The sequence below is a fragment of the Streptomyces sp. YKOK-I1 genome (assembly GCF_054660435.1).
This window is the reverse complement of the sequence record NZ_BAAGDR010000001.1, coordinates 7084736-7100189: the sequence shown is the minus strand read 5'-3', so window position 1 is coordinate 7100189 and position 15454 is coordinate 7084736. Positions and strand designations below refer to the sequence as shown.

At 71.9% G+C, this 15454-nt stretch carries 9 protein-coding genes; 2 read left to right on the top strand and 7 right to left on the bottom strand.

Going from position 1 to position 15454, the window contains the following annotated elements; genetic code table 11:
• Window positions 1-12: 12 nt before the first annotated feature.
• The 6 genes from serA to ACYQ8Q_RS31720 all read right to left on the bottom strand — a co-directional run bounded on the left by serA (window position 13) and on the right by ACYQ8Q_RS31720 (window position 9995).
• The gene (serA, locus tag ACYQ8Q_RS31745; RefSeq protein ID WP_460069768.1) at window positions 13-1602 is read right to left on the bottom strand and encodes a phosphoglycerate dehydrogenase; all 1590 of its coding nucleotides are present in this window, start codon (window positions 1600-1602) and stop codon (window positions 13-15) included.
• Window positions 1603-1835: 233 nt separating this feature from the next.
• Window positions 1836-2834 (bottom strand): ketol-acid reductoisomerase, encoded by a 999-nt coding sequence (gene ilvC, locus ACYQ8Q_RS31740; protein ID WP_460069766.1) that lies wholly within the window; start codon window positions 2832-2834, stop codon window positions 1836-1838.
• Window positions 2835-2952: 118 nt separating this feature from the next.
• Window positions 2953-3477, bottom strand: a complete 525-nt coding sequence (gene ilvN, locus ACYQ8Q_RS31735; RefSeq protein WP_055635625.1) for an acetolactate synthase small subunit — start codon at window positions 3475-3477, stop codon at window positions 2953-2955.
• A 32-nt stretch (window positions 3478-3509) separates the two neighbouring features.
• The gene (locus ACYQ8Q_RS31730; RefSeq protein ID WP_460069764.1) at window positions 3510-5354 is read right to left on the bottom strand and encodes an acetolactate synthase large subunit; all 1845 of its coding nucleotides are present in this window, start codon (window positions 5352-5354) and stop codon (window positions 3510-3512) included.
• A gap of 232 nt (window positions 5355-5586) precedes the next feature.
• Window positions 5587-8652, bottom strand: coding sequence for a putative bifunctional diguanylate cyclase/phosphodiesterase (locus ACYQ8Q_RS31725; RefSeq protein WP_460069763.1), 3066 nt, complete (start codon window positions 8650-8652; stop codon window positions 5587-5589).
• Window positions 8653-9020: 368 nt separating this feature from the next.
• A complete protein-coding gene (locus ACYQ8Q_RS31720; protein ID WP_460069761.1) occupies window positions 9021-9995 on the bottom strand; it encodes a 2-hydroxyacid dehydrogenase in 975 nt (324 codons plus the stop codon).
• 75 nt (window positions 9996-10070) lie between these two features.
• Between ACYQ8Q_RS31720 and ACYQ8Q_RS31715 the strand changes: the two genes are divergently transcribed.
• On the top strand, window positions 10071-11069 hold the full coding sequence (locus tag ACYQ8Q_RS31715) for an aldo/keto reductase (RefSeq protein ID WP_460069759.1): 999 nt from the start codon (window positions 10071-10073) through the stop codon (window positions 11067-11069).
• Window positions 11070-11193: 124 nt separating this feature from the next.
• Window positions 11194-12354, top strand: a complete 1161-nt coding sequence (locus ACYQ8Q_RS31710; RefSeq protein ID WP_460069757.1) for a PQQ-dependent sugar dehydrogenase — start codon at window positions 11194-11196, stop codon at window positions 12352-12354.
• 35 nt (window positions 12355-12389) lie between these two features.
• Here the strand turns inward: ACYQ8Q_RS31710 and ACYQ8Q_RS31705 are convergent, their stop codons facing one another.
• Window positions 12390-15377, bottom strand: coding sequence for a helix-turn-helix transcriptional regulator (locus ACYQ8Q_RS31705; protein ID WP_460073576.1), 2988 nt, complete (start codon window positions 15375-15377; stop codon window positions 12390-12392).
• Between the last annotated feature and the right edge of the window lie 77 nt (window positions 15378-15454).

The following is a 15454-nucleotide window of genomic DNA, read 5'->3' as shown; positions in this document are numbered from 1 at the left end:
AGGACAAAAAGGTCAGGCCAGGTTCACCGCACGAGCCGACGTCGCACCGATCTCCGTGGCGACCTCGGTCAGCACCCCGGCGGGCACCGTGTCGTCGACCGTCAGAACGGCCAGCGCCTCGCCGCCCGCCGCCGCACGGGCGACCTGCATACCGGCGATGTTGATGCCCGCCTCGCCGAAGATCCGGCCGACGGTGCCGACGACACCGGGACGGTCCTCGTACTTGAGGACGACCATGTGGTCGGCGAGGGCCAGGTCGACGTCGTAGTCGCCGACCGCGACGATCTTCTGGAGGTGCTTCGGGCCGGCCAGCGTGCCGGAGACCGACACCTCGTCGCCGTCCGCGAGCGTGCCGCGCACCGTCACCACGTTGCGGTGGTCGGCCGACTCGGAGCTGGTGGTGAGGCGCACCTCGACACCGCGCTCCTGGGCGAACAGCGGGGCGTTGACATAGGAGACCGTCTCGTCGACGACGTCCTCGAAGACACCCTTGAGGGCGGACAGCTCCAGCACCTTCACATCGTGCTGGGTGATCTCGCCGTAGACCTCGACGTCGAGGCGGGCCGCGACCTCACCGGCGAGCGCGGTGAAGATCCGGCCGAGGCGCTCGGCGAGCGGCAGACCCGGCTTGACGTCCTCGGCGATGACCCCGCCCTGGACGTTCACCGCGTCCGGCACGAGCTCACCGGCGAGGGCGAGACGCACCGAGCGGGCGACGGCGATACCGGCCTTCTCCTGGGCCTCGTCGGTGGAGGCGCCGAGGTGCGGGGTGGAGACGACCTGGTCGAACTCGAACAGCGGGGAGTCCGTGCAGGGCTCCTTCGCGTACACGTCGAGACCGGCACCGGCGACCCGGCCCTCCTTGAGGGCGGAGTACAGCGCCTGCTCGTCGACGATCCCACCGCGCGCGGCGTTGACGATCCGCACGGTCGGCCTGACCTTGCGCAGCGCCTCGTCGCCGATCAGACCGACCGTCTCGGGGGTCTTCGGCAGGTGGACGGTGATGAAGTCGGAGACCTCCAGCAGCTCGTCCAGCGACAGCACCTTCACGCCCATCTGGGCGGCGCGGGCGGGCTGGATGTAGGGGTCGTACGCGACGACCTTCATGCCGAAGGCGGACATCCGCTGGGCGACGAGCGCGCCGATCCGGCCGAGGCCGACCACGCCGAGGGTCTTCTCGGCCAGCTCCACGCCGGTGTACTTGCTGCGCTTCCACTCGCCGTTCTTCAGCGCGGCGTTGGCCTGCGGGATGTGGCGGGCGGTGGCGAGGAGGAGACCGCAGGCCAGTTCGGCGGCGGTCACGATGTTGGAGGTGGGGGCGTTGACGACCATCACGCCGGCCTTGGTGGCGGCGGAGACGTCGACGTTGTCCAGGCCGACACCGGCGCGGGCGACGACCTTCAGCTTGCCGGCGGCGGCGATCGCCTCGGCGTCGACCTTGGTGGCCGAGCGGATCAGGATCGCGTCGACGTCGGCGATGGCGGGGAGCAGCTCGGCTCGGTCCGCTCCGTTGCAGTGCCGGATCTCGAAGTCCGGGCCAAGTGCGTCCACGGTCGCGGGCGACAGCTCTTCAGCGATGAGTACGACGGGTTTCGAGCTCACGTGAGTCCTCACAAGTCCAAAGCATGCGGACGGCCGTCCCGACGGCCGCAGGCGGAGGAGGGGCTAGCCGCGTGGAAGACGCACGACGCTGTGGGCCTGAACGCGTATATAGGCAGCAGTGTAGTGCTGCGACGGAGGTCGCCTCACGCCTCCGCGGAAGGATCACCCGTCCGGGGTTGGACGGGATGGCCAAGAGGGCCGGAGCGGAGTGCCCCGGCCCTCTCGCGTGAGGCTTACGCCTCCTCGTTCACCCAGCTCATCAGCTTGCGGAGCTGCTTGCCGGTCGTCTCCAGCAGGTGCTCGGAGTCGGCCGTCTTGTACTCGTTGTACTTCTTCAGACCGCCGTGGTACTCGTCCATCCAGTTCTGGGCGAAGGTGCCGTCCTGGATCTCGGCGAGGACCTGCTTCATCTCGGCCTTGGTGGCGTCGGTGATGATGCGCGGGCCGGTGATGTAGTCGCCCCACTCGGCGGTCTCGGAGACGCTCCAGCGCATCTTCTCCAGGCCGCCCTCGTACATGAGGTCCACGATCAGCTTCAGCTCGTGCAGGCACTCGAAGTAGGCGATCTCCGGCTGGTAGCCGGCCTCGACCAGGGTCTCGAAGCCCGCCTTGACCAGGGCCGCGGTGCCACCGCAGAGGACGGCCTGCTCACCGAACAGGTCGGTCTCGGTCTCCTCGGTGAAGGTGGTCTTGATGACACCGGCGCGGGTGCCCCCGATGGCCTTGGCGTACGACAGGGCGAGCGCGAAGGCGCCACCCGTGGCGTCCTGCTCGACAGCGGCGATCGCGGGGACGCCGCGACCCTCCTCGTACTGGCGGCGGACCAGGTGGCCCGGGCCCTTCGGGGCGACCAGGGCGACGTCGACGCCGGCCGGGGCCTTGATGAAGCCGAAGCGGACGTTGAAGCCGTGCGCGAAGAACAGCGCGTCGCCGTCGTTCAGGTTCGGGGCGATGGACTCCTCGTAGACCTGGGCCTGGATCGGGTCCGGGATGAGGATCATGATGACGTCGGCCTCGGCGGCGGCCTCGGCGGGGGTCACCACGCGCAGGCCCTGCTCCTCGGCCTTGGCCTTGGACTTGGAGCCCTCGTGCAGACCGACGCGGACGTCGACACCCGAGTCACGGAGCGACAGCGCGTGGGCGTGGCCCTGGCTGCCGTACCCGATGACCGCGACCTTGCGGCCCTGGATGATGGACAGGTCGGCGTCGGCGTCGTAGAACAGCTCGGCCACTTTGGGTTCTCTCCTTGGGTGCAGGTGTTGCGTCCCACCGTATGACGGCGGGCGGAAGGGAAGTCTCGGGGTCTCGGTATACGGGCGGCCGGGGTCACCCGACCGCCCGAATCCAGCCTTACGCGGATCGGTCGAGAGCGCGCAGCGAGCGGTCCGTGATGGAACGGGCGCCGCGGCCGATCGCGATCGTGCCGGACTGGACCAGTTCCTTGATGCCGTACGGCTCCAGCATCTTGAGCATGGCGGACAGCTTGTCGCTGCTGCCGGTGGCCTCGATGGTCACGGCCTCCGGGGAGACGTCCACGGTCTTGGCGCGGAACAGCTGGACGATCTCGACGATCTGGGAGCGCGTCTCGTTGTCGGCGCGGACCTTCACCAGAACGAGTTCGCGGTGGACGGCCTGGGCCGGCTCCAGCTCGACGATCTTCAGCACCTCGACGAGCTTGTTGAGCTGCTTGGTGACCTGTTCCAGCGGCAGTGCCTCGACGCTCACCACGATGGTGATGCGGGAGATGTCGGCGTGCTCGGTGACACCGACGGCGAGCGAGTCGATGTTGAAGCCTCGGCGGGAGAACAGGGCGGCGATCCGGGCCAGGATGCCCGGCTTGTTCTCCACGAGGACGGAGAGCGTGTGCTTGGACATGTTCGTTGCGTCTCTCTCTGCGTCTTAGCTGCTCAGTCGTCTTCGTTGTCGCCGAAGTCGGGGCGGACGTCCCGGGCGGCCATGATCTCGTCGTTGGAGGTGCCGGCGGCGACCATCGGCCAGACCATCGCGTCCTCGTGGACGATGAAGTCGATGACGACCGGGCGGTCGTTGATCGAGTTCGCCTCCTCGATGACCTTGTCCAGCTCGTCCGGCGACTCGCAGCGGATCGCGTGGCAGCCCATGGCCTCCGACAGCTTCACGAAGTCGGGGACCCGGGTGCCGCGGGCGTCCGGGTTGACGTCGTTCGGGCCGGAGTGCAGCACGGTGTTGGAGTACCGCTGGTTGTAGAACAGGGTCTGCCACTGGCGGACCATCCCGAGGGCGCCGTTGTTGATGATGGCGACCTTGATCGGGATGTTGTTCAGGGCGCAGGTGGTGAGTTCCTGGTTGGTCATCTGGAAGCAGCCGTCGCCGTCGATCGCCCAGACGGTCTTCGCCGGCGCTCCGGCCTTGGCGCCCATCGCGGCCGGGACCGCGTAGCCCATGGTTCCCGCACCGCCGGAGTTCAGCCAGGTGGCGGGCTTGTCGTACTGGATGAAGTGGGCGGCCCACATCTGGTGCTGGCCGACGCCCGCGGCGAAGATCGTGCCCTCGGGGGCGAGCCGGCCGATGCGCTCGATGACCTGCTGCGGGGAGAGCGAGCCGTCGGCGGGCTGGTCGTAGCCGAGCGGGTAGGTCTCGCGCCAGCGGCTGAGGTCCTTCCACCACGCGGTGTAGTCGCCCTGCTGACCCTCGGAGTGCTCCTTCTGCACCGCCTGGATCAGATCGGCGATGACCTCGCGGGCGTCGCCCACGATCGGGACGTCGGCGGCGCGGTTCTTGCCGATCTCGGCCGGGTCGATGTCCGCGTGGACGATCTTGGCGTACGGCGCGAAGCTGTCGAGCTTGCCGGTGACGCGGTCGTCGAAGCGGGCGCCGAGGGCGACGATCAGGTCGGCCTTCTGCAGACCGGTGACCGCGGCGACGGAGCCGTGCATGCCGGGCATGCCCAGGTGCTGCGGGTGGCTGTCGGGGAACGCGCCCAGCGCCATCAGCGTGGTGGTGACGGGCACGCCGGTCAGCTCGGCGAGGACCTTCAGCTCGGCGGTGGCGCCGGCCTTGATCACACCGCCGCCGACGTACAGGATCGGCCGCTTGGCGGCGGTGATCAGCTTGGCGGCCTCACGGATCTGCTTGGCGTGCGGCTTGGTCACCGGGCGGTAGCCGGGCAGGTCCATGGTGGGCGGCCAGGAGAAGGTGGTCTTCGCCTGCAGGGCGTCCTTGGCGATGTCGACCAGGACCGGGCCGGGGCGGCCGGTGGAGGCGATGTGGAAGGCCTGCGCGATCACCCGCGGGATGTCCTCGGCCTTGGTGACCAGGAAGTTGTGCTTGGTGATCGGCATGGTGATGCCGACGATGTCCGCCTCCTGGAAGGCGTCCGTGCCGATCGCCTTCGACGCGACCTGCCCGGTGATCGCCACGAGCGGCACCGAGTCCATGTGCGCGTCGGCGATCGGGGTGACCAGGTTGGTCGCGCCGGGGCCGGAGGTGGCCATGCAGACGCCGACCTTGCCGGTGGCCTGCGCGTAACCGGTGGCCGCGTGGCCGGCGCCCTGCTCGTGGCGGACCAGGACGTGGCGGACCCGGGTGGAGTCCATCATCGGGTCGTAGGCGGGAAGGATCGCACCGCCGGGAATGCCGAATACCGTCTCGGCGCCGACCTCCTCGAGGGAGCGGATGAGGGACTGCGCGCCCGTGACGTGCTCGACGGTGGCGGAGTGTCCTCCGGATCGGGGCCGGGGCTGCGGATGAGCCCCGGGGGCCTGCTCGGTCATCGGCATTCTCTTCTCGATGCTGAGGGTTTTACTGCGGGTTCTACGGGTTCACTGCGTGTTTTGTGCAACAAAAAACCCCTCGTGCCGTAAGGCAAGCGAGGGGAGCGCGCCGGGTGTGGGTCGCTGGGAGTCCGGGGTTTTCCGGGCGTCACCAGCTTCAGCCGACGCGCTTTCCAAGTACGAGAATTCGGGTGCGCATGGCATTGACCCTCCCCCTGGCGCGCACCGACTGTCAAGTGGGTGGGACAGGAGTCTCAGTATGTGAGCGCAGTCCACTTCCGCTCCCCAGGACGGCGGTTACCCCACTGGTGTACACCCCTGGGGCGCCGCCCGCGAACGCGGGTTCCACGGGACCGTGCGGCACCGAGTAGCGGCCGCCGGCGAGCGCCCGGCGCAGCCGGTACTCGTCGAGCGGCCCGGAGAACGCCATGCCCTGGCCGTGGGTGCAGCCCATCGCGCGCAGGGCCACGACCTGCTCGGGCAGGTCCACACCGTCGGCCACGGACTGCAGCCCCAGGTCGCAGGCGATCCGCAGCAGCCCGCTGGTGATCTTGTGCAGTCGCGCGGACTCGACGACCCCCTCGACCAGCGAGCGGTCGAGCTTGAGCACGTCGACGGGGAGCCGGCGCAGCGCGGTGAGGGCGCCGTAGCCGCCGCCGAAGCCGTCGAGGGCGATCCGGACGCCGAGGCGGCGCAGCGCCCCCAGGCGGCGCTCCAGCTCGTCCAGGGACACCTTGGGGTCCAGGTCCGCCAGTTCGATCAGCAGGGAGCCGGAGGGCAGTCCGTGCCGGGTGAGCAGGGCCTCCACGGAGCCCAGCGGCATCGACCGGTCCAGCAGCCGGCGGGCGCTCATGCGGACGCCCACCGGGACGGTGAGGCCGCTCGCGGTCCGGTCGGCGGCCTGTTCGACGGCCTCCTCCAGGATCCAGCGGCCCAGTTCGGCGGTCCGGTCGCTGTCCTCCGCGACCCGCAGGAACTCGGCGGGGGTGAACAGCACCCCTTGGGAGGAACGCCAGCGCGCCTGGGCGGCGACGGACGAGATCCGGCCGTCGTCCAGCCGGACCACGGGCTGGTGCAGCAGGGCGAACTCGCCGTCGTGCAGTGCGGCCCGCAGGCGCGTGGCGAGTTCCGCCTTGCGTACGACGTCCTGCTGCATCTGCGGCTTGTACAGCTCGACCCGGCCCTTGCCGCCCGCCTTGGCGCGGTACATCGCGAGGTCGGCGTTGCGCAGGATCTCGCCCGCGCCGAGGCCCGGTTCGGCGAAGGCGACGCCGATGGAGGCGGCGACCCTGACGTCGTTGCCATCGATCAGATAGGGCTGGGAGAGGGTGATCCTGAGGCGGTCGGCGAGCTCCAGGATGTGCCGCTCCCGTGCGGCCCGGTCGCGGGTGGTGTCGCCGACGATCAGCGCGGCGAACTCGTCGCCGCCCAGCCGGGACGCGGTGTCGCCCTTGCGGACGGCGTCCTGGAGCCGGCGGGCGGCCTGGACGAGGAGCGCGTCCCCGGCCTGGTGCCCGATGGTGTCGTTGACCGCCTTGAAGCCGTCGAGGTCGATGAAGAGGACGGCGGTGTTGCGCAGGGCGGCGCCCCGGTCGGAGCTGCGGCGGCCGGACAGGGCCTGCTGGACGCGCCGGGTGAACAGGGCGCGGTTGGGCAGGTCGGTGAGCGGGTCGTGCTCGGCGTTGTGCTGGAGCTGGGCCTGCAGGCGCACCCGTTCGGTGACGTCCCGGCTGTTGAAGATCAGGCCGCCGTGGTGGCGGTTGACCGTGGACTCGACGTTGAGCCAGCCTCCGCCGTCGCCGGAGCGGAAGCGGCACTCGATGCGGGTGGTGGGCTCGTCCTGGGGACTGGCGGCGAGGAAGCGGCGCACCTCGTGCACCACGCAGCCCAGGTCCTCGGGGTGGATGAGGTCGGCCAGCTCGGTGCCCACCAGGGCTTCGGCGGGCCGTCCGTAGACCCCGGCGGCGGCCGGGGAGACGTACCGCAGGATGCCGCTGGGGGCGGCGATCATGATGACGTCGCTGGAGCCCTGCACCAGGGAGCGGAAGTGGTTCTCCTTCTGCGCCAGTTCCTGGGTGAGGGTGATGTTGTCCAGCAGCATGATCCCCTGGCGCACCACGAGGGCGAGCACGACCGCACCGCCGGTCAGCAGCACCACGCGGTCGACGCTGCGGCCGTTGAGGACGTTGTAGAGGATCCCCAGGGTGCAGACGGCGGCGGCGAGGTACGGGGTGAGGGCGGCGAGGGAGCCCGTGATGGGCCGGGTGGCCGGGTAGCGGCCGTGGTCGCCGCCCTGCGGGGGTGCCTGCGAGGGCGTCTGCGGAGGCGCCTGCGGCGGGGTGGGGGCGGAGGGGTGCGGGGCCGCGTGCGGGTGCCCGCCGGGGCGGTGTCCCGGTACGTGCTCGTGGACCACGCGTGTGTGTCCCTCGTCGGCGGCCCCCTGCTGCCGGGAGGCGGCCCAGGGGGCGTACGCCAGGAGCAGGGAGCCCGCGAACCAGCCCGCGTCGAGCAGCTGGCCCGAGTGGTAGTTGTTGTGCATGAGCGGCGAGGTGAACAGGGCGTCGCACATCACGGTCAGCGCGAGCGCGCCGACGGCCGTGTTGACCGCCGTGCGGTTCACGTAGGCCCTTCTGAAGTGCAGGACGAGGACCATGCTCACCAGGGCGATGTCGAGCAGCGGGTACGCCAGCGACAGCGCCGCGTGCGCCACGCTCGGTCCGTCGAACTTCGCGGCCTGCGCGAGGGCGAGGCTCCAGGAGAGCGTGAGCAGCGAGCCGGCGATCAGCCAGGCGTCGAGCACCAGGCAGACCCAGCCGGCCTTGGTGACGGGCCGGGCCGCCAGGACCAGCAGCCCCACGATCGCGGGGGGCGCGAAGCACAGGAAGAACAGGTCGGCGTAGCTGGGGCTGGGCACCGGACGTCCGAGGACGACCTCGTACCACCCCCAGACGAGATTGCCGAGGGCGGCCATGGCCGAGGAGAGGGCGAAGAGCAGCCAGGCGGGTCGAAAGCGGACGCGGCGGATGCGCGCGTAGAGGAAGCAGGAGACGGCGGCGGTGCCCGCCGCGGCGGTCAGTCCGAAGTCGCCCATGATCAGGGCGAGTTCGTCGGAGCCCCAGCCGAGCGCGGAACCGACGGCGTATCCCGCGCAGACGAGGGCCAGCACCAGTTGGTGCACCAGGTTCGGGCCGGCGCCGAAGGACGGGCGCCCGGTCGGCGGCCGCTTGGCCGGGGACCGGTCGCGCGGGGCCGGGTCGACTCCGTCGAGGAGGGTCGTGGAGGTCGTCGGGGTGCTCACCGGGTCCCCCACGTCCGCGGCGCCGGGTCCCTCGGGTCCCGGTGCGCCTGCTTCCTGCGGCCGCCGTGCCGGTGGTGGTGATGGCCGGGGTGAGTGTCGTGACCGTGTCTGCTCGCGGCCGTGCGCCAGGGCCGCCGCCGGCGGCTTCGCCGCGTCGGATCGTTCGTCCATAGGCCGTGCATCGCCCGTCGCCCCCCTCACAAGTCTGAAATGTCCGTCCCAGGCGCCGAAAGGTCGCGGCGCAGCCCCAGTCGGGACGATACACCAGTCTCGTCACTCAGGGACATAGGTTCTCTACGCTCCGTGACGATCATCGGCATATGCGTACGGACCGCGCCCGGGGGACTGCGGAGGGTGCCGGAACCGGACTACACGGATGCCGCACCCGTCGTCAGGATCACGTGGCGCAAGGGCTCCTGGTTCACGAACCGTCCCAACTGGTCCACCAGCAGCCGCCTGGCGCGGGGCAGGAAGGCGGAGGTGGGGCCGCCGACGTGGGGGCTGATCAGCACACCGGGCGCGCGCCACAAGGGGTGCGCGGGGGGCAGGGGTTCGGGGTCGGTGACGTCCAGGGCCGCGGTGAGGCGTCCGGTCTCCAGTTCGGCGAGCAGCGCCTCGGTGTCGACGACCGGGCCGCGGGCCACGTTGACCAGCAGCGCGCCGTCCTTCATCCGGGCCAGGAACCCGGTGTCGACCAGGCCGCGGGTGGTCTCGGTGAGCGGGGTGGAGAGGATGACCACGTCCGCGTCGGGCAGAAGGGCGGGCAGTTCGGTGAAGGGGTGCACAGGACCGCGCGCCGTCGCGCGCTGGGAGCGCGCGACGCGCGCCACGCGCGCCACCTCGAACGGAACGAGCCGGTCCTCGATGGCGGCGCCGATGGCCCCGTACCCGACGACCAGCACGTTCTTGTCGGCGAGCGCCGGATGGAAGCCGCCCTCCCAGTGCCCCCGCTCCTGGGCCCGCACGAACTGCGGGATCCCCCGCAGCGCGGCGAGCGTCAGTGCGAGCGCCAGTTCGGCGGTGCTGGCCTCGTGCACCCCGCGCGCGTTGCAGAGCCGTACACCGGACGGCAGGTCCGCCAGCCGTGCGGTGATGTCGTCCACCCCCGCGGTGAGCGTCTGCACGACCCGCACCCGCCGCATCTCGGCCAGCGGCGCCACCCGCACCCGCTGCGCCTTCATGTACGGCACGACGTACACCACGCAGTCGGCGGGGTCCCCGGGATACGGCTGATCGCCGTCCTCTCCCCCGTCCCAGAAGAGGTAGTCGAACCCTTCGGGGAGACCCTCGATCTCCTCCGGGGGGATGGGAAGCCATACGTCACGGGGTGGGTCGATGCTCATGCCAGGAGGCTAATTCAGGTACGCGCGCGTGCAGAGGTTAGGTTGGGGGGTCGGGAGAGGGAGGGTCGCGGGCAGGTGGAGCGCAGGACGATCGGTGCGGGGGCGCTCTCGGTGGGGGCCGTCGGACTCGGGTGCATGCCGATGAGCTGGGGATACAGCGGGTCCCGGCGGCGGGGCGAGGAGTCGGTGAGGGCGGTGCACCGGGCGCTGGACCTGGGCTCGACGCTGCTGGACACGGCCGACATGTACGGCCCGTTCACCAACGAGCTTTTGCTGGGGCGGGTGTTGAAGGAGCGACGCGAGGACGCGTTCGTGTCGACGAAGGTCGGTCTGCTCGTGGGCGAGCAGCACATCGTGGCCAACGGCCGTCCCGCGTACGTGAGACGGGCCTGCGACGCGTCGCTGCGGCGGCTCCAGACGGAGGTCATCGACCTCTACCAGCTCCACCGCGCCGACCCCGAGGTCCCGGTCGAGGAGACCTGGGGCGCGATGGCGGAGCTCGTCGGGGCGGGCAAGGTGCGGGCGTTGGGGCTGTGCGCGGTGGGAGCGCGGGGCGGCCGGCGCTCCGGCGGGCGGCTGCATGACGCGACGATCGGGCAACTGCGGCGGCTGCAGCAGGTGTTCCCGGTGAGCGCGGTGGAGGCGGAGCTGTCGGTGTGGTCGCCGGAGGCCCTGGACGCGCTGCTGCCGTGGTGCGCGGAGCGCGGGGTGGGTTTTCTGGCGGCGATGCCTCTGGGGAATGGTTTCCTCACCGGCACGCTGACCCCGGGCGAGGGCTTCGAACCGGACGACATGCGGGCCCGCCACCCTCGGTTCACCGCCGAGATGATGGCCGCCAACCAGTCCGTGGTCGCCGGTCTGCGCCGGGTGGCCGCGCGGCACGGGGAGGGGGTGACGGCGGCGCAGGTGGCGCTGGCGTGGGTGCTGGCGCAGGGGCGGCACGTGGTGCCGGTGCCGGGGGCCAAGCAGGAGCGGTGGGTGGTGGAGAACGCCGGTGCGGCCGGACTGCGGCTGACGCCCGGGGACCTGGCCGAGGTGGCGGAGCTGCCCGCCGCCCAGGGATCGTGGGAGTGAGTGCCGCGCGGTTTCCGGTGCCGCTTTCGGGTGGGGCCGGCGGGGATGGGGAACCTGTGGGGCGGTTCCCGCGTAGGACAGGTGGAGGCTGCCGCGGGACCGCCGTGTCGAAGGGAGCGCGATCGTGCGACGTCGAGGGGTGACGGCCGGGCTGGCCGCGGGGGCGCTGCTGTTCGCGGCCGGCTGCTCCTCGGGCGACGGAGGGTCGTCCGGGGCCGGACCGAGCGCGTCCGCGAGCCGTACGGCGGTCCGGGGCTCGTCCTCCCCGAGCGCCGGGGCGACCCCGCCCGCGAAGGGCACGGTCGAGGTGGTGCGCACGGTCGCCGAGGGCCTGAACTCGCCGTGGGGCCTGGCCCCGCTCCCCGAGGGCGGACTCCTGGTGGCCTCGCGCGACGAGGGCACGATCACCCACGTGGACGAGTCGAGCGGCCGGAAGACCGAGGTCGGCGAGGTCCCGGGGGTCTCCGCGGCCGGCGAGGGCGGACTGCTCGGCCTCGCCCTCTCCCCCGACTACGCCTCGGACCACATGGTCTACGCGTACCTGACCTCCGTCTCGGACAACCGGATCGTCCGCATGATCTACGACCCGGAGCGGCCCGCCGGTGACCAGCTGGGCGCGCCGGACACGGTGTTCAAGGGCATCCCGAAGGGCATGATCCACAACGGCGGCCGGATCGCCTTCGGTCCCGACGGGATGCTGTACGCCGGCACGGGCGAGAGCGGCGACCGGGGGCTGTCCCAGGACAAGAAGTCCCTGGGCGGCAAGATCCTGCGGCTGACCCCCGAGGGCGAACCCGCTCCCGGCAACCCCTTCCCCGACTCCGCGGTGTACTCGTACGGCCACCGGAACGTGCAGGGGCTGGCCTGGGACTCCGCACAGCGGCTGTTCGCCTCGGAGTTCGGCCAGGACACCTGGGACGAGCTGAACGCGATCAAGCCGGGCGGCGACTACGGCTGGCCGGCGGCCGAGGGCGAGTCGGACGACAGCGCGTACGTGAACCCGATAGCCGAGTGGCACACCGACGACGCCTCCCCGAGCGGCATCGCCTACGCCGAGGGCTCGATCTGGATGGCCGGTCTCAAGGGGCAGCGCCTGTGGCGCATCCCCCTCAGGGGCACCGAGGCCTCGGCCGCCCCCCAGTCCTTCCTCCAGGGCGAGTACGGCCGGCTGCGCACGGTGGTCTCGGCGGGCGGCGACAAGCTCTGGGTCACCACCAGCAACACGGACGGCCGTGGCGACCCGAAGAAGGGCGACGACCGGATCCTGGAGCTGAAAGTGAGCTGACGGTGAGCCGGGGGGCGGCCCGCCGGGCCTCGGCCTCAGGCGAGCGCGCGCTCTCCCGGCTCCGGTGGGAACACCCCCAGCCGGTGAGCCAGGGCGGCCGCCTCTCCGCGGCCCGAGACGCCCAGCTTGGCGAGGATGTTGGAGACGTGGACGCTGGCCGTCTTCGGGGAGATGAAGAGCTCGGCGGCGATCTGGCGGTTGGTGCGGCCGGCGCAGACCAGACGCAGGACGTCGCGTTCACGGCTGGTGAGGCCGAGGGCGTCGGCCGGGTCGGTGGAGGTGTGCGGGGTGACGGGGATGCGGGCCCGCTGGGCCAGGGACGTCACGGTGTCGGTGAGCGGGCGGGCGCCGAGGTGGCCGGCGACGGCGTGGGCGAGGCGCAGGAGCTCGGTCGCACGGTCGCGGTCCTCGTCGCCCGCCGTCAGCAGCGCCTCGGCGAGGCGGTGCCGGGTGCGGGCGAGGTCGTAGGGGCGTTCCAGCCGCTCGAAGGCGGTGACCACCTCGGACCAGTCGTCCGGGTCGGTGCGGCCCTCGGTGCGCCGCAGTTCGGCGCGGAGCCAGCTCGCGTGCGCCTGCCAGACCGGGGCGGGCGTCGCGACCGACCTGGCGGCCTTGCGGAGGGTGTCCAGGAGGTCGGGGCCGGCCTCGGCGGCGGTGATCAGCAGGGGCCAGACATAGCGCTGGGCGCCGGGCGGGAAGCCGGGCTCCAGCGCGCGTTCGAGGTGGGCGCGGGCGTCGGCGGGGCGGCCTTCGGCGACGGCCAGGGCGACGGCGATCCGGGTGAGCGGGAGGTGGTGCTGGGCGGCGCGCTCATGGGCGCCGAAGAAACCTTGGGCGGCGGCGAGTTGGCGTTGGGCCTCGGCGAAGTCACCTCGGGCCAGGGAGAGTTCCGCGTGGCGGGTGGCATGGATGCCCTGCGCGGCCACGCCCTGCCCGGCCCGGTCGGCGACCGCGGCGGAGGCGGCCTCCGACTCCTCCCAACGGCCCAGGGAGAACAGGGACTCGGCGAGGTTTCCGCACACCCAGGCCTTGGTGTCGTTGAGCCCGTGCCGTCCGGCGAAGGCGACGCCCTCCTCCAGCAGCGTCACGGCGTCCCGGGAGCGGCCGACCGCCTCCAGCTCGGAGGGGAGGTTGATGTAGACGCTGAGCGCGACGGACGTGATGTCCTCGGCCAGGGCCCGCTCCTTCACCTCGTACATCTCGGCCAGCCCGGCCTCGATGTCACCGGCGCCGACCATGAGGGTGCCGAGGACCTGGCGGGCGTCGAGCTCGGTCTCGCGGGCGCCGACCATCCTGGCGTACGCGACCGCGCGCTCGGCGTCGTCGTACGCCTCCGGGCCGGGCGAGTGGATCATGGACCAGTTGGCGGCGCGGGTGAGGACCTGGGCGTGCACCTCGCTGGGCGGCAGTCCGCGGACCAGGTCCTGGGCGTGGGCCAGTTCCTCGCGGCCGCTGCCCCGGCCCAGGGAGCGCACCAGCCGAGAGCGCTGGACCCAGAACCAGGCCGAGCGCAACGGGTCGCTGTCGTCGGCGAGGAGCCGCAGCGCCCGCTTGGTGATCTTGAAGGCGCGTTCGCGCTCCCCGCAGAAGCGGCCGGCGACGGCGGCCTCGGCCATGAGGTCGAGGTAGCGCAGCGGGGTGGTGGCGGGGTCGCAGCCGCAGGGAGGGTAGGCCTCGGTGTAGTCCACGGGGCGCAGCCGGGACCGTACGTCCTCGGGGGCGGTGTCCCACAGCTCCATCGCCCTTTCCAGGAGCCGCAGTTGCTCGCTGTAGGCGCTGCGGGAGCGGGCCTCGACGGAGGCGGCCAGGACGGCGGGCAGGGCCTTGGCCGGTTCATGGGCGTGGTACCAGTAGCTGGCCAGTCGCATCACGCGCTCTTCGGCGGGGACGAGCTCCGGACGGGCTTCGAGGGCCTCGGCGTAGCGGCGGTTGAGGCGGGAGCGCTCGCCGGGGAGCAGATCGTCGCCGACGGCCTCGCGGACGAGGGAGTGGCGGAAGCGGTAGCCGTCGCCGTCGGGGGTGGCGAGCAGGAGGTTGGCGTCCACGACGGCCCGCAGCGCCGTGATCAGCTCGTCCTCACCGAGCCGGGCGACGGCCTCCAGCAGCCGGTACTCGACGGTGGAGCCGCCCTCGGCGACGATCCGGGTGACGAGCTGGGCGGTCTCGGGCAGCGCCTCGACCCGGACCAGGAGCAGATCGCGCAGGGAGTCGGTGAGGCCGGTGCAGCAGCCCTCGTGGGCGGCGACGGCGAGTTCCTCGACGAAGAAGGCGTTGCCGTCGGAGCGTTCGAAGATGTCGTCGACCTGGGCCGGGTCGGGTTCCTGGGCGAGGATGCCGGCGATCTGACGGCCCGTCTCCTCCCGGGTGAGACGGCCGAGTTCGAGGCGGCGGAGGGTGCGCAGCCGGTCGAGTTCGGCGAGCAGGGGGCGCAGCGGGTGGCGGCGGTGGATGTCGTCGGCGCGGTAGGTGGCGAGGACGACGAGGCGGCCGGTGCGCAGGGTGCGCAGCAGGTAGGAGAGCAGGTGGCGGGTGGAGGCGTCGGCCCAGTGCAGGTCCTCCAGGGCGAGGACGACCGTGCGGTCGGCGGTGACGCGTTCCAGGAGGCGGGCCGTGAGCTCGAACAGGCGGGCCATGCCCTCCTCGTCGTGCCGGCCCGGCCGGGTCTCCCCCATCTCGGGCAGCAGCCGGGCGAGTTCCGTCTCCTGCCCGGCCGCCGCGGCGGTCAGTTCGTCCGGCAGCTCGCGGCGCAGGGCGCGCAGGGCGGTGGAGAAGGGGGCGAAGGGCAGTCCGTCGGCGCCGATCTCCACACAGCCGCCGAGCGCGACGACGGCGCCCCGGCGGGCGGCCACGGCCGTGTACTCCTCGACGAGGCGGGTCTTGCCGACTCCGGCCTCGCCGCCGATCAGGAACGCCTGCGGCTCTCCCGCGGCGGCGCGGGTCAGCGCGTCGTTCAGGAGGTCTAGCTCGTCGCGGCGGCCGACGAAGACGGGACTGACGGACCTGGTCTCCACGGGGGCGAGCATCGCACGCGGGTACGACACCGGCCCACTCGTTATCGGCACGGGGCCTGTCGTCGCCGGTGTGCTCCCCGGTGCCGGAG